The following is a 19,816-nucleotide window of genomic DNA, read 5'->3' as shown; positions in this document are numbered from 1 at the left end:
GAAAGGCTGGTGATAATCGGAATAGCCAGAACAGCCTGGGCAATAATCATAGCCCAAGGTGTATAAAGTAGCTCCAGAACCCCTAAGGGTCCTCGCCGGCTGATGAGAAGATAAATGACCAGCCCAATGGCCACTGCCGGCACTGCCATCAAGCTATTTATAGTATTCACAATGAATCTGTTCCCTGGAAATTTTTTCAGAGCAAGTAACAGGCTCAAGGGAAGACTGAATAAGGAAGAGAAAAATACAGCAGTCAGTGAGACGGAGAAAGAGAGTAAAACAATACTGAAGACTTCTCTATCTAAAGAGATAATTAAACCCAGAGCTTTATTTAAGGCACTAAGAATATTCTGCATTATTTCTCCTCAATAAGTCCAGAAATTGCCAAGGGAAAAAAGAGAGGCTGCCCATACTCTTTTTGACCGTAAGTCCTGATAATATCCTGTCCCTCAACACCTGTAATGAACCCAATGAGTTTCATTGCCAGTTGGTAATTTATATGTGGATACTTCTCTTTAGAAAGAGGAATTATGCTATAGAGATTCTCATCTCCTTCTATCAAAATAGTTAAATCCAGCTCCTTTCTGTGTGCAAGATAAGTTCCTCTATCAGTCAATGTATATGCTCTCCTCTCATTTGCAATCCTCAAAGTTCCCACCATTCCTGTGCCTGCTTCGATGTACCAGCCTCCACAAGGCTTAATTCCCGCTACCTTCCACAGTTCTCTCTCCTTCCTGTGTGTTCCTGAATCGTCTCCTCGAGAAATAAAGGTAGATTTTGATGCTGCAATCTCCTTGAGTGCTTTAACTCCTTCCCTGCCACCTTTAATATCAGCAGGGTCTTCTTCCGGACCAACAATCACAAAATCGTTATACATAACGTTATATCTTCTCACTCCATAACCCTCTTCCACAAACATCTCCTCTCGATCTGGGTCGTGGACTAAAATCACATCTACATTTCCTTCTTTAGCCAGGCGAATCGCCTGTCCTGTCCCCACACCAATAACTTTGACTTTACATCTATTCTCCATCTCAAATGGTGGAAGTAAAACATCCAAAAGTCCTGAGTCCTGAACGCTGGTAGTAGTAGCTAAAGTCAATTGTGGTTTCTTTCCTCTTCCGGCTAATATGAGAACAATCCCGGAAAAGAAGAGATAGGAGATTGTCATTAACACCAAAATTATCATCAAAGTCTTTTGCCAGCGCAACATGCTCTTATCCACTCCAAAATAAAAAATCCAGCATTCCGCGCTTGCAAAATACTGGACTTAATTTCTCCTTCTCAAGCACGGAAAGTGCACCAATTTCTCAGCACACTCTATCGGCCATTTACCATATCTTTTAGACTTAGATAAAATGGCTCGGAGAATATTTTTAAATTATCTTATAAGAATTCCCTCCCCCTGTCAAGAAAAAAAGGGACAGGCTACTTTTTCTATTCTCTCCTTAGTCGCATTGCCCTCCCCACAATCAATGCGCCCACCACAATCTTAACTGCATCCCCAGGCAAAAAGGGCAGAACTCCCAAAAGGAGCCCCTTCACCAGACTCAACCTGGCTACCCACATCAACCAGCCCACTCCCGGAAGATATATCGCCAGAAGTCCCACCACCATAGCCAGAAATATTAATCCCAAGGGAGGCTTCTCTCTTCTCTCCAATATACACCCAATAAGGAAAGCAGCAGGGATAAACCCTATCAGGTACCCACCAGTAGGTCCCAGAAGAATACCAATTCCACTTGAGCCTTTAGCAAAAACCGGAAGTCCGACAACTCCCAGGAGAAGATATATCAGTTGACTTAAAGCCCCCAGATACTTCCCCAGTAGAGCCCCTGCCAGAAAAATGAAAAATGTCTGAAGAGTAATAGGAACAGGAGTGAAAGGTAAAGGAACAGCAATCAATCCTCCCACCGCAGTCAAAGCTGCAAAAAGAGCACAAAGAATCATTCCTTTCGTTTTCAGTAACATCTTTTGCTCCGGAAAAGGTGGAGTCCTTGCGAGAGCAAGGTTATTCCTCCCTTTCGGGAGGACTCCAAAAAATTCTACTTAAAACTGTAATTTAATCCCACTGTCAAACGAAATTCCAGGCATAACCACTCCTGATATCTCTTCGTAGGAGACATCCAGGAGATTGGTAGCCCCTAAGTGAAATTCTAACTGCCCCAAGGTTTTGGAGAGCCGAGCATCGAGAATGAAATATCCTCTTTTATGGCTACCCTGTTTATATTTATATGTCCCTTTTAAATTCTGAAGAATTCCCCAGGGAAGAGGAGAGCCAATTCCTAAGGAGACCTGGTGTTGGGGATGGCTCGGAGTATACTTCCAAATATAATTTTCCACCTCTCCCGCCTCCGATTTAAGAAAGGTATAACCAAGAGAGAGACGAGTTGAACTCCTTAATTCAATTTCGAAAAGCGACTCCACTCCATAAGTGTAGACTTTTCCAATGTTCACCGCTTTCCACTTCGACAGAGAATCATTCCACACCCAGTCAATGAGATTCCGTCCATTTCTGAAGAGGAGAGTAGTTCTGGAATGTAACCAGGTATTTAAGCCAAAATCTCCTCCCAACTCATACGACCAAGCCTCCTCAACTACCAGGCTGGAATTACCTTCATTTTTAGGACTCCGATAGTAAAGCTCTGTATAATCAGGAGCTCTAAACGACCTTCCCCAAGAAGAGTGCAGCCTCACCTGCCGGGAAAGACGGTAACCTATATTCATTGCTGGAGAAGACTGCCAGCCCCATCCCGAATGGTAGTCTACTCTAATTCCTGGATTGAGAGTAAACTTTCTGCCTAAGGAGACCCCGTACTCTGTGTAGACAGCTGTTCTGACATTCGAATGGTCGCCTAACCGGGCGCTCGTTAATTCCTCTCTCGCCACCTCTGTGCCCAGCACAAATTCTCCTATTCTTTCTGACTGAGTTCTGAGCTGGACTTCGCTTCCGTAAAGGTAAGTAGTGTGATAGTTCACATAAGAATCAGGGTCAGTGATATCCCCAATATATTTGTCGTCGTGCTGGCGGTAATATAATCTGGACTCAACTACCAAATTTTTCCATTTTTCCGTTTGTGCTCTTATGCTTCCCAATATAGTATTTGTCCACTCCTTGGAAGGCCAATTCCCATAGAAATCGTTCGCTCCGAACTCCTTTTCTAAATACCCAAAGGAGAAGTCGATAGAGCCCTTGGAAAAATCTAAAGTAGAATTATTGGAAAGAAAGAAGTGTTTAAAATCGGTATCAAATCGGTAACCGTCGGACATCTTCCCTCCTAAAGAGAAGCGGGTGCCAAAATTCCCCAACCAATCAGAGAAGGAAAAAGTCCCACCACTTGTCCGGTTGCTACCAACAAAAGACTCAAAACCTACTTTACGATGTTCCGGAGCCTTGGTGATAAAGTTAATAACCCCTCCAAAAGCGTCGGCACCATAGACAGAGGAACCATGTCCGTGAAGGATTTCAATCCTTTCCAGGTCTTCCATGTTTATCGGCAAATCGAGATTATGATGTGCCGTCTGGGGGTCATTCATACGCACTCCATCGAGGAGAACCAGAACCTGATGGAAAGTAGCTCCCCTTAGGCCAAGGTCAGCCTGTACCCCATAAGGACCCCGTTGCCGGAGGTCAACACCAGGAGCATATTTTAAAACCTCTATAGGCGAGTGGACAGGAGAGGAGTTAATCTCATCAGGCCCGATGATGCTCACATTTCTCAAAATAAGAGAGGCAGGCCTGGGAATCCTTGTGCCCGTGATAACTATTGTACCCAGATCGCCCAGATAGGATTCTTCTTCCAAAAAGGAAGCTAAAGGATGGTTCCACCTGAATAAAAGCAGGAGAAAAATTAGAAATATTTTTTGGGAAATCTTCAACTTCATTTCCACCAGTTCTTCTTACGTAACTCCTCCTCACAAAAGCCCAATTCAAGCCATTCGCATCCTTTACAAATTATAGATAATTCCTCTGGCTGAATTCTTTCCTCTACTAAACTGAATAAACTTTTTGATTCTATTTCTCTCCCAATATCTATCTTAAGCCTATCAACGATTTCCTGGTCAAACTCTTCAATGTTTCTTCCGGGTCTACTACATCTATTTTCCACATTATGGGGACACACTGAGCAAATATCATCAACACCATCAACCACCTCAATCTCCATAGACGGATTTTTTCTTATACCATCTACTATTCCCTGCATATTCTCCACGAATTCCTTATTATAACCTAGTCCACGGAATCCATAGAGACACAGAAGATGGTGCCCCCGCAATTTTATCTTATCTTTTTTCAGTGCTTAGCCTCCTCAATATATCCCAGTATGCTCCACGGTATCCCTTCTTTATTGCTTCTACTAAAACCTGATTCTGATTATAATTGTATCCGCTTTCCTGATCATCCCTCGTAGTAAAAAAGAATCTCCTGTCACCCCCGATTAATTCAGATACATAGGAGTAGACATCGTCGCCAAGTTCCTTAGAGACGTAGAATACAGGTTCAAAGAAATCACTATTCTCTTTAACTTTTCCCTGTAGGTTTCTGTTTTCCTCCATCGGACCCTCTTTTAAAACCACATTTCCCAGCTCAGTTCCTGCATATATTCTCACCCCCACCATTACTCCCACTCTGTCAGGCTCCGTTTCTCTCATCAGGTCGATTGTCTCGTTGACCGTCTCCCGCGTCTCCCCCGGTCCTCCCAGAAGCAGGTCAAACATAAATGTGATACCGTACTTGTGGCAGAGTCTTGCCGTATTTTTTATCTCATCTTTTCCAAAGTCACGACCCAAATTCTTCAATATCTCCTTATTTCCATTATCTACGCCAAAGTCAACTCCCCTACAGCCTGTTATCTTCATAAGCATTGCCAGCTCTTCAGAAAAGGGGCGGGGACTACAATATGCATACCAGTCTATTTTCTTATCGATTCCTCGATTAATTATCTGTTGACAGACTGCTTTAGCATGGTCTTCGGGAAGGTTAAACTCGCTATCACAAAAGTGGAAATAATCGACCTCTTCATCCAGCAAGGCTTCCAGTTCATTCACCACTTGCTCTGGATTCCTCAGACGAATCTTTCTTCCTTTAGCCACAGGGTCAGCACAATAGATACATCTCTGATTACATCCCCGTTTTGTTTCAATGTTCCCCTGTCCCCCTTCACTAAAATATCTTCTGTTATCGATGAACTTTCTGCGCCTTGAAGATATTTTATTCAAATCGAAGTATTCCGGGGGGTTGTTAACAAAACATCCAGAAGCTCTATATACCAATCCCGGAAGGTCTGTATAATTCCTTCCTTCGGCAATCCTCTCCAGAAGGAGAGGCAGAACTTCTTCTCCATCCCCTCTTATTCCCAGGTCCAATTCGCAATATTCCAGAATCTTTTCTGGCATTATGGAAAAACCGACCCCTCCCAGAATAATGGGAACATCTGTCTTAGTTTTCAGATATTTAACTATTTCTCTTATCTCAGGGAGAAAGAAGTCCTGGCTCAGGAGATAACAGTCATCTGTATTCCTGATTGTGATTCCTATAGCCAGAACTGACTGCTTACGGAAATAATCGTCTATCGCTTTTCTATAATCCTCTGAGAAACAGAGGTCAATTAAATCAACAATATACCCCTTTGCAGTAAGTGCCTCTCCAAGATAGTCCAGCCCCAGCGGAGCTATAGCCGGCTTCATCCTATTCGTATTAATAAGTAGAATTTTCTTATTCTCCATTTTCCTTAAATAGGGACAGCGACCATTTTTCTAAACGAAAATGGGGACATCTCCAATTTTCAGGAAACCCAAACGGGGATAAAAATAGTCGCTGTCCCTATTTATTTCGACATTTAGTTGGTTCCCTGCCCGATGGGCCAGAACAATTACTACAGGAGACACATTCGGCTTTCCTCAGGTCTCCTCTCCTGATTTTATTGGGCAAGTCCGGTTCTCTAATAAGGGGCCTGGCAAGGCCTATGAGGTCAGCTACTCCTTCCTCCAATATTTCTCTCATGGTCTCAGGCTTCCTCAGTCCCCCTACCAGGATTATCGGCACACTGGTTACCTTCTTTACCATTTCTGAATAAGGTCTGAAATAAGCTTCTCTCCTCATCCATCCCAGGTCTTTTCTGCCTTTTATGTACCTGCTTCCAGCAAGTCCCCCGGATAGTTCAATCGCATCGATGCCAAGTTCGGAAAGTTTTTTAGCCACTTCACAAGCCTCTCTCACAGGAAGCCCACCTTCAACGAAATCTCCTGCGGGAATTTTTGCCAGAACAGCATAATCTTTCCCCACTGTTTCTCTAGTACGTCTATAAACCTCCAGAAGGAAACGCATTCTATTGTCCAGACTTCCTCCCCATGAATCTTTTCTTTTATTGGTTATGGGTGAAAGGAACTGATTTATAAGATATCCGTGAACAGAATGAATCTGGACGCCATCAAATCCCGCATTCTTGACTCTTCCTGCAGCCCGGGCAAAAAGGTTTATTACTTCTTCAATTTCTCTTGCGTCCATTTCTCTGGAAGTGAGTTCTAGAGGTTTGTATTCTACTGTTGAAGGTCCTATAGGAGTCTCCTCTCCCACGTCTTTATCTCGCCTCCCGCCACAGTGATTGATTTGCATCACTATCTTTGTATCAAATTTATGGACTGCATTAACCAGCTTTTTAAGCACAGGGACTAGACCATCCTCATGAATACCGGTCATCCTGAGGTCAGCCTTTCCTAGAGAATGTACATACGCATGACCGGTTATGATAAGCCCCACTCCTCCCCGGGCGAGCCTCACATAAAGTTTTACCATTTCCTGGGTAAACTCTCCATTGGGGGGTGACATTCTCTCCGCAGTTGCTGTTCTCACGAACCTGTTTTTCAAAACCATACTATTTATTCTTATTGGTTCAAACAGAGTATCCAAATTCTTATCCCCGATAGTCCAGGAGAATCAGTAATCTCTTCATCTAAGACACTACTTTTTAGAAAAAATGTTACCATATATGATGCCATCTATCAAGAGAAAAATTTGTTGCATCCAAGTGCAATCTAAAGTTCGCGGCTACCAAGATCAATTTTTCAACAATATCTTTACCGAACCGCAAGGAGAGAAAATGGTCGCTGTCCCTATTTTCTATTTTTATTTTGGGAAGGTAAAAAGGTTAGTGAACCCGCAGGAAGGGGAAAATGGTAGGAAAAATGGTCGCTGTCCCTATTTACTAATTTACTCGTATCTTAATGCTTCGATTGGGTTCAATAAGGATGCTTTTCTGGCTGGCCACAGACCAAAGAAAAGCCCTATTCCCCCAGAAAAAAGGAAGGCAAGAAGAACTGCAGCCAGAGAAACTTTTGTTGACCAGCCGGCAAATTTTGCAAGCCCACCAGATATAGCCACGCCAAACAAAATTCCCAGTATTCCGCCGACAAGACATATTGCTACTGCTTCAATTACGAACTGTGAAAGTATATCCCGATTGTTTGCCCCGATTGCTTTCCTCAGCCCCACTTCTCTTGTTCTTTCCGTCACGGAAACAAGCATTATATTCATAATTCCAATCCCCCCAACAAGGAGGCTGATAAAAGCAATGGAACCGAGAAGCCAGGAAAAGGTCCTGGCAGTTGAGGAAACGGCTTCCTGAATTTCGGCCATATTTCTAACTTCAATTGTGTCCTCTCTATCAGCAGGAATGTTTTGTCTCGCGATAATCAATTTTCTCACTTCCTCCTGCACTTTTTCCATTTCTTTTTCGTCTTCTACCTCAACATCAATGTAATCAACATATTTCTTACCCAAAAGACGGTACATTGCCGTATTTAACGGAAGTATAATTTCGTCATCTCTATCTCTCCAGCCTGTTGCCCCTTTTTCCGGCAGAATTCCGATTACTCTAAAGTTTACTCGGTTTATTTTCACATATTGCCCGATTGGATCTTCATCTTCAAAAAGTTCCCGGACCACAGTTTTTCCCAGCAGGGCAACTTTTGAGCGAGTAATCATTTCCACATCATTGAAAAATCTTCCTTCCACAGGCTCAGAAGCTCCCATAAAGGGATATTCCGGGGTTACGCCTGTAATTCTTGTGTTCCAGTTTTCGTTTTCATAAACCACCTGGCCGCGACCGGAAACAGTGGCATTAACCCTTTTTACATAAGGAACTTTTTTTATCTCCTCGGCATCTTCAATGGTAAGCCGGGCAATGCTTCCCGCCTCAAGGGCAATCCCCCCTGGTCCGTGCGCGTGCACACGAACGGAAAGAAGATTTGAGCCAAGTGAGGCAAGGCGTTGTTTAATATCTTCTCTCGCACCCGTGCCCAGGGCAAGCATTGCAATTACTGCTGCCACGCCAATAAGAATCCCCAAAATGGAAAGAAAAGAACGAGACTTATTGGAAAGGAGAGATTTAATTGCTTGAGAAAAGTAATTTTTCAGTCGAAAAAAATCAAAGTGGTGAATCTTTAAATCAGGTGCAGGCTGACTTCGCTCCTCGCTTATGGTATGTGCTTCCCCTGTAACATACTCGTCAGAAACAATCTCTCCGTCGAGAAGTCTGACTATCCTCTTCGCTCCTTTTGCCAGCTCCTCCTCGTGAGTTACCATAACTATGGTAATGCCAGAGTCATTTAAACTTTTGAGGACTTTCAAAACTTCCTTAGCTGAAGTGGAATCAAGATTCCCTGTCGGTTCATCAGCGATAATTATTCTGGGATTCTTTATGAGGGCCCGGGCAATTGCCACCCTCTGCTGCTCTCCTCCAGAAAGTTCACTGGGATTATGATCTATCCTGTCCCCTAATCCTACTGTTCTCAATAAATCTTCAGGTGAAGAAAACTTTCTACTCTTTATGTCCGAAGTATACACCAGCGGAAGGAAAACATTTTCTCTTGCCTTGAGTCTGGGAAGAAGATTAAACATTTGAAAAACAAAACCGATAAACTCATTGCGAAAAGTAGCAAGCTCTTCCTGAGACAGTCTGGAAACGTCTTTTCCAATTAAATGGTAAGACCCCCCATCAGCTCTATCTAAAAGGCCAAGAATATGGAGTAGTGTTGATTTGCCACTTCCCGAGGGCCCCATTATAGCCACAAATTCACCAGAAGAGATTCTAAGTGAAACATCCCTTAAGGCAGGGACAGCAACTTCTCCAATATGGTATGTTTTGTTTATATTTTTCAATTCTATCATATCTAATTTACCCTACCCACAAAATTGTAGTCGCAACCTTCAGGTTGCGTTTATAAATCCTGCGACGAACCGGAGCGGCTACCTTCCGCCACCACCTATTCCCGGAAGTCCTCCGAATCTCCTTCTAACTGTTGGTTTTCCCTTTTCACCGGCTAAAAGTACTAAATCAGTCTCTTCCACACCAGAAACTATCTCCACATTTTTTCCGTCATCAATTCCGGTTTGAACTTCTCTATCTCCAGGCTCTTCGGATTTCGTCTTCACAAGTACAAATTTCTTGCCTTTTCTTTCTTTAATCGTCGTAGTGGGCAAAAGAAGGACATTCTCCTTCTCACTTATTGTCACATCAACGTTTGCGCTCATCCCCGAGCGAAAAATTCCCAATGTTTCATCTGGCAGGATATCCACTTGATATATAGTAACATTATTCACAATCTGAGATTCATAGGCGATATGTTCAATTTTTCCCTCGATATTTTTCTCCGGATAGGCATCAAGAACTATTTTTGCTTTCTGTCCGGGTTTTAATTTTCCCATATCTGTTTCATCAACCTGAGCCTGAATGATTAAATTATCAGCCATAACTAAAATTGGGTCTTGAGACGTTATTGTCTGGCCGGGTTCAACGTTTCTTTTAATAATGAACCCTTTTAGCGGCGCAACAATCGGTGTAGGCTTGTAGACGTCCTCCCATTTTTTCGATTCTTCTTCCCCTTGCGCCCTCGCCGCATCAAGGAGAGCCGCCCGATCTAAAGAACTCATCCAGGCAAGAATCTTTCCCTTGTCGATCTCTTCTCCCTCTGTAACCAGAACTCCTTCTACCCTCCCGGAAATCGGTGGTTTAATTTCCAGACGATTTCTCGGCTTTACCACCCCACTCGCGGAGACCGTCAAAGAAATTGACCCACGCTCGGGCCTTATTTCTGTGTAAACAGTCTCTTTCTCTTCTCGCCTTAAGAGAAAAAATGCCCCCACTATCAACACAATAACGATAATCAAAATCCAATTTCTTAATCTCATTATTCCTCCTCACCTAAAACTCTCTTCCACTCACCGTTGGTAACAAACGCATTATATTCTGCTTCAAGCAAAGACTTTCTTGAGTTTATAAACTCATTCTCTATCGCATCCCAATCCTGATAAGAAATAAGACCATTAATATACTTTACTCGTGAAATCTTGGCCCGCTCTTCGGAAGCTATGAAATATTTCTCCTTAACTTTCACATTCTCTATGCCATCAATAAGTCCGTTATATGCTTGCTCAAGTCCCAATAAGATTTCTTGCTTGACTTGCCGGAGATTCTCTTCTGCTTTGACCTTGTTAGTCTGGACAATTTTCCAATCATATATTGTCTTTCCTCCCGAAAAAAGTGGATAGGAAAGGCTCAGGCCAACATTCCACCGCCCTCTTTCCAGAGGCCATTCAGCACCACTCCTCGAGGTGCCTCCGCTGAAAGAAACCTGGGGATAAAAGTCTCCTTTCGTATATCTCAAATTATATTTTGACGAGTCAACTCCGTACATTGCCACTAAATAATCAGGGGTTTTCACCAGCATTTCCGGAAATGACAAGACTCCCTGCGGAGGTTCCACCTTAAGAGTTCCACTTACATCGGTAACTTCAAATTCATCCCTTCCCATTTCTTTTAAAAGTTTAACCTGTTGAGTCTTTAGATTTCGTTTCGCCTTAGAAAACTCGTATTCTGCCTGATACAGATCTGCCTCAGAGCGCAAATAGGCACCCTTATCTTCCCTCCCTGCTTCATACCTCAATTTTACAATTTGCGTATTTTCTCTTCTCCTTTTCAGTATCTCCTCAGAAAGTGAAATCGTCTTTTGCGCCGTTAAAACTTGAGCAAAAGCAACTTTCAAATCATATATTGTATCCGAAACGGTCCTTGCAAAGCTCGCCTCTTCTCCTTTGAACCCTGCTCTTTGCTGCTTCAATTTACTGGAATTCTTAAAACCAGAAAATATGGAAAGTCTTCCAGAAATTCCATAATTGAATTCTTCATTCTCACTTCCGCCCTCAGCAAATGATTCAAAACTGGTTATAGAACTCGACTTATTCCAGCCGGCGCTTGCCGAAATCTGCGGCAAGAAGTTTGTAAATGAACTCTTGTAAGAAAGCCCTGCCGACTTAAGAGACTCGCGGGCAGAGATTATTCGTGGATTTTTCCTTTGTGCCTCGGCGAGTACATCTTCCCAGACAAGTGCTTCAGCAAAAACAATGTCCAGATTTACAAGAACAATGCCTGCCAATAATAGACCCTGTAAGAATCCCCGCCACAAATGGCGGGGCATTATTTTAGAAATAATGATTCGCTTCATTCTTCGCTCTTCTTATAGCCTTTTTTAATTCTCTTTTCCTTCCCTCTTTTCTTCTCTTCCTTAAGTTCTTTAAACTTTTCCAATTGCTCAGTCGTGAGCAATTTTTCAATCTGCCTGTCACTATCTTTTTTAATAGCCAGGACTTTTTCCTTCATTTTTTCCATCTCTTTGTGGATTTTTTCCCAACCCTTTTTCATAACTTGAGAAACCTTTTCTTCCTGCTCTTTAGATAGTTCCAACTCCTGGCATAACCTTTGCAAACGTTTCTCGTGAAATCTTCCTCCCTTATGTTCTGCCATTCTCACCCATTCCTTGCCAATCTGTTCTTCGTTACTTCTCCCTTTTGAACTGGCAACTGCTAAAAAGAGTAAGCTACAAATTATCAAACTTTTCAAAATTATCTTCATCTTCCCAACCTCCTTCCCTCTATCCCAGAGGGCCATAATAGATTTCCAGTAACTCTTCCTCAAAGTTATCCTCTATCTCGGTATCAATCAGTAAATCTGATATTATCTCAGCTGGTCTGTGATAAAGAAAATTTCTGTAATTTAGCAATCCCACTACCAGTAAAAAGAAAATCAAAACTGCAAGGATTGATTTCTTAAACACCGGAAGATATGCGCGCCATGCGAACCGTTCTCTTTTACTCCTAATACGTGCAAACAACCTGGTTTCAAAAAATTCCTGCGGTTCCTTTTTTTCTTTTAAAAGAAATATCCTTTTCATCTGTTTCAAATATTTTAATTCTCTGGTGCACGCAGAACAGGTTTTGAGATGCTCAAGTAATTTTTCTTGTTCGTCCTTTGTTATTTCCTGGTCAAGATAAGCAGATAATAATAATCTGAATTTCTTACAGGACATAGCTCATTCCCCCTGTGGATAAAGAAAAGCCAATTTCTCCTTTAGTTTTTGCCGGGCCCTGAATAGCCATATCTTCACTTTGCCAAGAGAAATCTTCATTACTTGAGAAATTTCATTATAAGATAAACCCTCTATTTCTTTAAAAGTCAAAATAATACGGTACTTTTCTGGCAAAGAATTCATTGCTTTCTGGATAATATCCTGTAATTCATTCTGTATCAGCTCTTCGGTACTATCTTTTTCCCTGCTTGCTAAAACATCTTTCAACTTTAATTTCTCTTCTTCATTAAATCCCGTTTCATAAGATATAATCTTATTTTTTCTTCTCCTGAGTTCATCAAGACACTTGTTAACTGTAATTCTATAAAGCCAGGTAGAAAAAGAGGATTTCCCCTTAAAACTACCTGCCTTAGTATAAACTTTAAGGAAAACTTCCTGAGCAATATCATCTGCCTCTTGAGCATTACCAATAATGGAATAAATTGTATTATAAACAGTCGTTTTATACTTCCTGACCAACAATTCAAATGCATGCTGGTCACCCTTTTTAAACTTGGCAAGGAGTTCGAAATCTTCCTCCATTGAGTTTGCACCTTTTTTCACCTCTACTATTTAGACGAAAGAGGCGAATGAAATGTTACACTTTCCTGTGCTTTTTTATAGCAAAAAGCACAGCGGGATACTTGAAGCACAAAGGGCATGCTTGTGGTCAAATGGGATGTAAACTTTTGCAGACTGGTGGGCAGAGATTATCCCTGGGTTCTTCTTTTTTGCCTCTGGGAAAACATCCTCCCGGGTAAGTGGCTGGGCAAAGAGGTAACTTGAACTTCCCATAACCAAAAACAAAAAAATTAATTTTTTCATCAAATATTGCGACCAGAGATTTCTTTAAGAACCCCCAATTCAACGAGACAGTCGAGGATAATATCACATTCATCTTAAGTTAACAATGTCCTACAACTTATCTACTATTTTCAAAAATGCCTGGACAACCTGAGGGTCAAATTGAGTTCCTGAGTTTTTCTTAACCTCTTTAATCGCCCCTTGTTTAGTAAGAGGTTTTTCCCGATAAGGTCGCTCAGAAATCATTGCATCAAAAGCATCTGCCAGCGCCATTATCCTTGCACCTAAGTGAATTGATTCTCCTTTTAATCCATAAGGGTACCCTTTGCCATCATATCTCTCATGATGCCGCTGAATCAATTTAATAGCCCCTTTTAAGAACGTCAATGGTTCTAAAATCTCCGCGCCTTTTAACGAATGAAGTCTCACTTCTTCCCATTCTTGAGAAGTTAATTTTCCTGGTTTAGTCAAAATATAATCATGAATGCCAATCTTACCTAAATCATGAAGCTCACTGGCTTGCTTTATTTCATCGATCTCTTCGGCTGATAATTTCATCTCCTTTGCAATCATTACCGCACATTTAGTTACATTTACTGAGTGGCTATGAGTATAGTGATCCCGGGCATCAATCGCTTGAGCCAGAGCTTTGATTGTGCGTAGATAAGTTACTTGTAATTCTCCATAAAGGTTTTTTAAATCTTTGGTCCTTTGTTTAACCGTACCTTCCAATTCTTGATTAATCTTCTCGATTACTTCATTGTGTTTTTCTTTTTCTTTCTCCAATCGGTAAATCCTTAAATTTTGCTCCACAATATGCAAAAACTGTTCCCTCTTAAAGGGCTTGTAGATATAATCGTCTACCCCTAATCTTAGTGCCCTTACGGGAGCTTGTTCATCGGCATAGCCGGTTATTACGATAACCACACTCTCTGCCCCAGGCCTAATCCCCTTTATCTTCGCTACTGCCTCTATACCATCCATGTCCCCAGGTAGTCTAACATCAGCAATGATAAGCTCAAAGAAGGTTTCTTTCGCTGCCTCAATGGCCTGGTGTGCATCCTTGGCACCAACTACCAGATAGCCCTCCTTCTCTAATATAAGAGTCAGAGTCCTGCAGAAAGACTTATCGTCCTCTATGATCAGAATGCGCTCTTTCATTGTAATCCTACCTCCTTTTTCTTTCCTGCTATTTTTCCTTATCCAAGGGCAATTCTACCCTAATGGTTGTGCCCTTGCCCATCTTCTCCCTGTGTTTTTCGATTATCTTAAGGCTTACTGAAAGGCCAAGTCCTGTAGTCTAATCTTCCTCCCCCAATAATCGCCTCTCCTTTTCTAAGACGCTCTAAGGGTTTAGTCACTGGTCTTTTGGCTAAATAGAGACTCCCCGTTTTTTCACCGGCATCCTTATGGTAAAGGTAGACCCCTCTTGCAGCTTTGAGGAGACTTCAATACTACCCTTATGATTCTCAACAATCCTATATACGATAGAAAGTCCCAGTCCTGTACCTTTACCAACATCTTTGGTGGTAAAAAAGGGATCAAATATTTTCCCGTTGTGCTCCTCAGGTATTCCTATACCATCATCTTTTATTTGTACTACTACAAAGTCACCCTGTTGATAGCTCTTTATCGTTATAGTGCCAGATTCTTTAATGGATTTTATTGCCTCTTTAGCATTGATTATTAAATTGGTAAAGACTTGCATCAATTCATTAAAATTCCCCTCAATTGGTGATACCATCCCTTGTTGTTTGAGAAAACGAATCTTATCCCGGAGCAATTGATGTTCTAAAAAGGCACAGGATCTATCAATAGCCCGATTCAAATCTAACTCCTCAAACTTAGCGCTGGTTTTCCTTGAGTATTGGAGTAACATTTCTATGATTCCCATACACTGCCGTGTACTTTCTTCGATTTTCTCCAGCATTTCTTTATGGGGTTTTGCCTCTATTTCCCTTAGCAGTATCTCTGCATTGAGCAAAATAGCACCTAAGGGAGTGTTGATTTCATGAGCTACCCCGCCCGCTAACACACCTACAGTGGCCATCTTCTCTGACTGAATTAACTGCATCTCAGTAGTTTTTAATTTCTTTTGCACACCAGAATGTAAGCGGGCATTTACCAAGGCTATTGAGGCGTATTCAGCCAATGATTCCACTAAAGCCAAATCATCAGATGTAAAGACATCAACAAGAAATTGTCTGTCGATATAGACCAAGCCAATAATTTCCTTTTTCTCTTTTTTTAAAGGGACACAAACTACTGAGCGGATATCCAGGGATAAAACACTTTCTGCATCTGCAAAACGGGAGTCACCTTGAGCATCGGTAACCCAAATTGGTCTCTGAGTCTTCAGGACTTTCTCAGTAATGGTGTGGCTAAAATTTTTGAAAAGAGCATCCTTCTTTTGATCAAATTTTTCTTTTGTCCGAATTACCTGAGAATAAGGCCTTCCTGCTTCATCTAACAGAATGAGAAATCCACGGTCAGCATTAGTCACCTTCATTATATACTCAATAATATTGTTCAAGACTCCATCTAAGTCCAAATTACTAACTACCAGTTTCATAAATTCATCCAGCATTTCTATTTGTTGGCGTAGCGGGGAAGGTGGTTTTTGAGTTATCTCTGAAGTTATGGAACTCTTCTGCCTCTCCTTCAGAACCTTGCGAGATTCATTGGCTCGAGATAATTGAAACTGGTTATCAATAATAATAAATTTAGCTGAGGCTTCCTCTAAAGCTACGGTTGCCTGCTCAAAGTCTTTTAATTCCATGTAAAACTTGCCTAACTTTAACTGAATTATCCCTTCCTCTAAAAGATTCCCTTGGGACTGAGCTATCTTAATACCTTGACTAAAATACCCTTCTGCTCTTTCAAATTGCTTCTCTTCTTGAGCCACCAACCCCTGCAACCTCATTAGATGGATATGATAATAAGAATCCGGCAATTCTAATTCCGTTTCCAGTCTTTGTTGGGTCTGCTCCAAATACCCTTTGGCTTCGGTTATTTTATTCTGTTCTAAAAATACCTCTGCCGTATTATAAAGAGCAGGAATCAATTGTTCCACTTTTTTCTCCCGTCCCAAGGAAACAGCCTTCTTAAAGTACGATAACGCCTCTTCCATTCTTTTTAATTCAAAGGCCACCTTCCCTAACAACACGTTTCCCTGGACCTGCAGGTTTATATATCCTAACTTAGTAGCCAATTCTAACAACCTACTTGCCCATTCCTGGGCTGACTTAAAATCTCCCCGATTCAAGGCATCCCAGGCCAAAACGGGCAGAACGAAGACCTCATAGGTTGACGACTCTTTCATCCTTTTCAGACAATTAAAAATCAGACCTTGCGCCTCTTGGACCTGGTGTGTCCTTCCACAAATACCCGAGTAGTCGAGTTTACATTTATTAATCCAGAAGACTATATCAGTAAAACCATTCTCCTCTGCTATTTGGTTGGCTTTTTCTAAATATTGACCTTCACTTTTTCTCCCGAATCGACAAAAAGCCTGCTGGTAAAGACAACAAGCCATTGCATAAACCCACCAAAATTCCTTATCTCGTTCCCTTTTTCTCCGTTCACAAAGCTCTATCACCTCTTTCATCTGTCCAGAACAGGCCGTCCCCAACCCACGGTCAAGTAAATCAGGAGCTTGATTTATCAAATTTTTACAATACGCCAGAAACTTTTTATTTGATCCCCAGATAGCTTTCTTTCCCAAAAAAGCTACTATCCCTTTTAGCCCCATCCTTGCAAATCCTCCTTCTACCTTAGTCTGCCTTGAAAAAGTCTGTTTTACATATCCCCATTTTCTCACTGGTGAGTTATGTCAATAGGCATTTTATCTTTTTTTATATCTGTCCAAAAACTTTCTCAGTAAAACCACATCCTTTTTACTTAACTCTACAAAACAAACTCCTGTGCGAAAGATGTCTTTATGCTCCTTTGAAATTGGTTTGCTATGAGTTATGCGTGCTTTTACGTTAATAAATTTGGATTTAGTAGATTTAACACTCTTATCTTTTGGAGGAAACCCAATTTGGAGATTCATAACTAAGGGGGGTTTATTGCTACCAACAAAACCGATACCTCGCGCGCTAATATCTTTAGCTATTGTCCTTATCTTTAGTTGCTTTTTAAATGGAGGTATGGTGATATTATAAGTTACTGGGAGAGAAATGGCAAATCTACGGGAGGCTCTCTTTTCAATATTCTTCTGTTTATTTTTCATAGCCTTTTCCTTTTTAATAGATTTTTAATTTTCTTTTCCCCTTATTCTGTTTCCTTATCTCACGCTTTATAACCAATGTTTCCAATCCAATTTAGCAATTGCCTCATTTACAAATTTTCTTATCACTTCCCTATCTTTCTTCTTTAACTCAAGGAATTCAACACCATATCTGTAAGGAGGATATTCATCCCAATAATTATCCAAAACATATATCACCTGTCCTAAACTACTTATGGTAACATGAGGCGAAGGCAAGGTTATCTTTAGTTCTAATATTGTTCTAATATCCAATTTCTCCGATACCTTTATCATTATTCCACCCTCGCTAATATTTACACTAACTGCTTTTTTTGGTGGGGAATGGGAATCTTTAATTTTGTATTTTATGCCAAAATCTGCCCTTATCCTAAGGAATTTTCTCTTTTCTTCCGCCATTCAGTACCTCCCTTTCAAAGCAAAATTTATCTTTTTTTGATAATCTTTGCCCTTTGATAAACTGGCTTTAATCTATCCATAAATTCTGACAAATTCTTTATACCCTTCTTTACTGGACAATGCATCAATTCTGAATAATCGTTAAATCTTTCATAATAAAATGGTTCTAATGGACAGCTATCGTTAAAATCAAAAACGGGATTAAAGCCAATTCGTTTATAAATGGTTGATGTTTTGTATTTGCTCCCACTGGTGATAATCATATCATCTATATGGTTTTCAGAACAGAACCACGCAATAGATGTTATTAGTGATATAGCAACCTGGCTATGTACATTCCTAAATCTTCGATAAGCTTCATCGATAACTAATCTCGAACACTCTACTACCCTCCTGTTTTTTTGCTTTAACTCAGCTAATAAATATTGGAGTGCTGTCTCATACTTTTGTAAGCCCAGTTTTTGGAAAAGGATTTGTGAAGGTATCTCTTTTAAATTTTTATCTAAAGATAATGAATCTACCATTCGCACCGTGCCTACCACTTTCTCGTTTTCAATTGCCAAAAAATGAGTTGCCAACTTATCATAAACATCGGTCTCACGACCGTCCCTGGTGAGATCTTCTTTATCTAAAAGTCCTTCAGTGAAAAATATGTCTCCTCGCAAGCGACATACTTCCCTTAAATAAGACCACCATAAAGAATTATCTTCGATGATGCTTGAATTTCTCGTAAATATCCCTTCAGGTTGAACAAGTATAACTTGTTCCATTAACATTACCTCTCATTTATAACACAACCTTGTTAAAATCTAGCCTTTTTCAATGTTTGAAAGTTATAACCTCTTATTTAATAATAAATTACAAAAATTCAATGCTTTGCTCTACTAAATGAACATAGATTTAATTTTAATATTCATACATTTTTTGATGAAATTTGTCAAACAAATCCTTTTCTCCTCTACTTGTTGAGTTCAAATGAATAAATTGTATCTTTAACAAATTGTTTTATTTTATTTTGATCTTTACTACCTAATCTTTGAAAAGCAATGCCACATCGATAAGATTTTTTCTCGGGGGTAGAATCATCTGCAATGTAACATATTCGACCCTTTGTCTCTATAGTTCCATAAGAGGCGGGCAACTGAATTTTTAATTCTAAGCTACTCTCCTGAACTAAATTTTCTGAAGAGACGAACATTATTCCACGTTCACTAATGTTAACACTTTTCCCATCCTTAAAATCAACTCTTGCTTCTTTTATCCTATATTTTATCCCAAAATCTGCCTGTACCCTCGGATATCGTCTTCTTTCAAGTCCTGATTCTATAAGTTCCTCTTGGACTATTTCTACTTTTTCTTCTTTATCTTCCAATTTCAGAAGTGCATCAACAACAGCTGGATCAAATTGTGTCCCTGCATTTTTAATCAACTCCTTTTTAGCCTGCTTCACTGATAGCGCCTTGCGATAAGGTCTATCACTAATCATAGCTTGGTATGCATCAACAACTGCCAATATTCTCGACAATAATGGAATTTCCTTTCCTTTTAAACCAGCCGGGTAGCCTTTACCATCCCATCGTTCGTGATGGTAGTAAACTATTTCGGCTATATCATCAAGTTTTCCGTGCCGTAGAATAATATCTCGGGCATGGATTGTATGACTTCTTAAAATATCTGTTCCCTCATCAGTTAAAGGTCCCTCTTTAGTAAGAATAAACTTTGGAATTTTGATCTTGCCTATGTCATATAAGAATCCAGCTGTTTCAAGAATCTGCAATTGCTTTTCTCCCAGATTTAATTTTTGTCCTACTTTCTTTGCCAAAATACTGCTTTCCCTATAGTGTCGTCGAGAGTATCTATCTTTTGATGCCAAAGAATCAATCAAACGAGCGATAGCATCAAAGGTATAACCAGACATATTTACAAACCTAATCAAAAACG

Annotated in this window: 19 protein-coding genes and 1 riboswitch; all 19 genes read right to left on the bottom strand. The window is 40.6% G+C overall.

The window, feature by feature from the left end; genetic code table 11:
• A partial coding sequence (locus tag VMW39_08160; protein HUW23988.1) for an ABC transporter permease occupies nucleotides 1-356 on the bottom strand: 356 nt, incomplete at its 3' end.
• The gene (locus tag VMW39_08155) at nucleotides 356-1,189 is read right to left on the bottom strand and encodes a substrate-binding domain-containing protein (GenBank protein HUW23987.1); all 834 of its coding nucleotides are present in this window, start codon (nucleotides 1,187-1,189) and stop codon (nucleotides 356-358) included. The genes VMW39_08160 and VMW39_08155, both read right to left, overlap by 1 nt.
• A gap of 72 nt (nucleotides 1,190-1,261) precedes the next feature.
• Nucleotides 1,262-1,381: riboswitch (molybdenum cofactor riboswitch) on the bottom strand.
• Between the two features lie 56 nt (nucleotides 1,382-1,437).
• Nucleotides 1,438-1,971, bottom strand: coding sequence for a biotin transporter BioY (locus VMW39_08150; GenBank protein ID HUW23986.1), 534 nt, complete (start codon nucleotides 1,969-1,971; stop codon nucleotides 1,438-1,440).
• A gap of 78 nt (nucleotides 1,972-2,049) precedes the next feature.
• Nucleotides 2,050-3,885, bottom strand: coding sequence for a TonB-dependent receptor (locus VMW39_08145; GenBank protein ID HUW23985.1), 1,836 nt, complete (start codon nucleotides 3,883-3,885; stop codon nucleotides 2,050-2,052).
• The gene (locus VMW39_08140) at nucleotides 3,882-4,277 is read right to left on the bottom strand and encodes a DUF1284 domain-containing protein (GenBank protein ID HUW23984.1); all 396 of its coding nucleotides are present in this window, start codon (nucleotides 4,275-4,277) and stop codon (nucleotides 3,882-3,884) included. The genes VMW39_08145 and VMW39_08140 overlap by 4 nt, the downstream gene beginning before the upstream one ends.
• Before the next feature lie 7 nt (nucleotides 4,278-4,284).
• Nucleotides 4,285-5,727 (bottom strand): radical SAM protein, encoded by a 1,443-nt coding sequence (locus VMW39_08135; GenBank protein ID HUW23983.1) that lies wholly within the window; start codon nucleotides 5,725-5,727, stop codon nucleotides 4,285-4,287.
• A gap of 97 nt (nucleotides 5,728-5,824) precedes the next feature.
• On the bottom strand, nucleotides 5,825-6,910 hold the full coding sequence (locus tag VMW39_08130) for an NADH:flavin oxidoreductase (GenBank protein ID HUW23982.1): 1,086 nt from the start codon (nucleotides 6,908-6,910) through the stop codon (nucleotides 5,825-5,827).
• 300 nt (nucleotides 6,911-7,210) lie between these two features.
• Entirely contained in the window at nucleotides 7,211-9,169 is a 1,959-nt protein-coding gene (locus VMW39_08125; GenBank protein HUW23981.1) for an ABC transporter permease, read from the bottom strand.
• A 78-nt stretch (nucleotides 9,170-9,247) separates the two neighbouring features.
• Nucleotides 9,248-10,189, bottom strand: a complete 942-nt coding sequence (locus tag VMW39_08120; GenBank protein HUW23980.1) for an HlyD family efflux transporter periplasmic adaptor subunit — start codon at nucleotides 10,187-10,189, stop codon at nucleotides 9,248-9,250.
• On the bottom strand, nucleotides 10,189-11,502 hold the full coding sequence (locus VMW39_08115; GenBank protein ID HUW23979.1) for a TolC family protein: 1,314 nt from the start codon (nucleotides 11,500-11,502) through the stop codon (nucleotides 10,189-10,191). The genes VMW39_08120 and VMW39_08115 overlap by 1 nt, the downstream gene beginning before the upstream one ends.
• Nucleotides 11,499-11,909, bottom strand: a complete 411-nt coding sequence (locus tag VMW39_08110; protein HUW23978.1) for a hypothetical protein — start codon at nucleotides 11,907-11,909, stop codon at nucleotides 11,499-11,501. Before VMW39_08110 ends, VMW39_08115 begins: the two co-directional genes overlap by 4 nt.
• 19 nt (nucleotides 11,910-11,928) lie before the next feature.
• A complete protein-coding gene (locus VMW39_08105) occupies nucleotides 11,929-12,363 on the bottom strand; it encodes a zf-HC2 domain-containing protein (protein ID HUW23977.1) in 435 nt (144 codons plus the stop codon).
• A 3-nt stretch (nucleotides 12,364-12,366) separates the two neighbouring features.
• Entirely contained in the window at nucleotides 12,367-12,945 is a 579-nt protein-coding gene (locus tag VMW39_08100; protein HUW23976.1) for a sigma-70 family RNA polymerase sigma factor, read from the bottom strand.
• A 372-nt stretch (nucleotides 12,946-13,317) separates the two neighbouring features.
• On the bottom strand, nucleotides 13,318-14,367 hold the full coding sequence (locus VMW39_08095; protein ID HUW23975.1) for an HD domain-containing phosphohydrolase: 1,050 nt from the start codon (nucleotides 14,365-14,367) through the stop codon (nucleotides 13,318-13,320).
• A 211-nt stretch (nucleotides 14,368-14,578) separates the two neighbouring features.
• A complete protein-coding gene (locus VMW39_08090; protein HUW23974.1) occupies nucleotides 14,579-16,957 on the bottom strand; it encodes an ATP-binding protein in 2,379 nt (792 codons plus the stop codon).
• A 93-nt stretch (nucleotides 16,958-17,050) separates the two neighbouring features.
• A complete protein-coding gene (locus tag VMW39_08085) occupies nucleotides 17,051-17,440 on the bottom strand; it encodes a PilZ domain-containing protein (GenBank protein HUW23973.1) in 390 nt (129 codons plus the stop codon).
• A gap of 66 nt (nucleotides 17,441-17,506) precedes the next feature.
• Nucleotides 17,507-17,875: a PilZ domain-containing protein gene (locus VMW39_08080; GenBank protein ID HUW23972.1), complete on the bottom strand. Its 369-nt coding sequence runs from the start codon at nucleotides 17,873-17,875 to the stop codon at nucleotides 17,507-17,509.
• 26 nt (nucleotides 17,876-17,901) lie between these two features.
• Complete coding sequence (locus VMW39_08075; GenBank protein HUW23971.1) at nucleotides 17,902-18,645, bottom strand: GNAT family N-acetyltransferase; 744 nt, start codon at nucleotides 18,643-18,645, stop codon at nucleotides 17,902-17,904.
• Between the two features lie 188 nt (nucleotides 18,646-18,833).
• Nucleotides 18,834-19,816 (bottom strand): HD domain-containing phosphohydrolase (locus VMW39_08070; protein ID HUW23970.1); only part of this gene is annotated, 983 nt, incomplete at its 5' end.

It is taken from the genome of bacterium (assembly GCA_035530055.1).
In the GTDB taxonomy this organism is placed as follows: domain Bacteria; phylum UBA6262; class WVXT01; order WVXT01; family WVXT01; genus WVXT01.
Note: the sequence above shows the minus strand (reverse complement) of the source record. Positions and strands in the feature narration are given on the sequence as shown.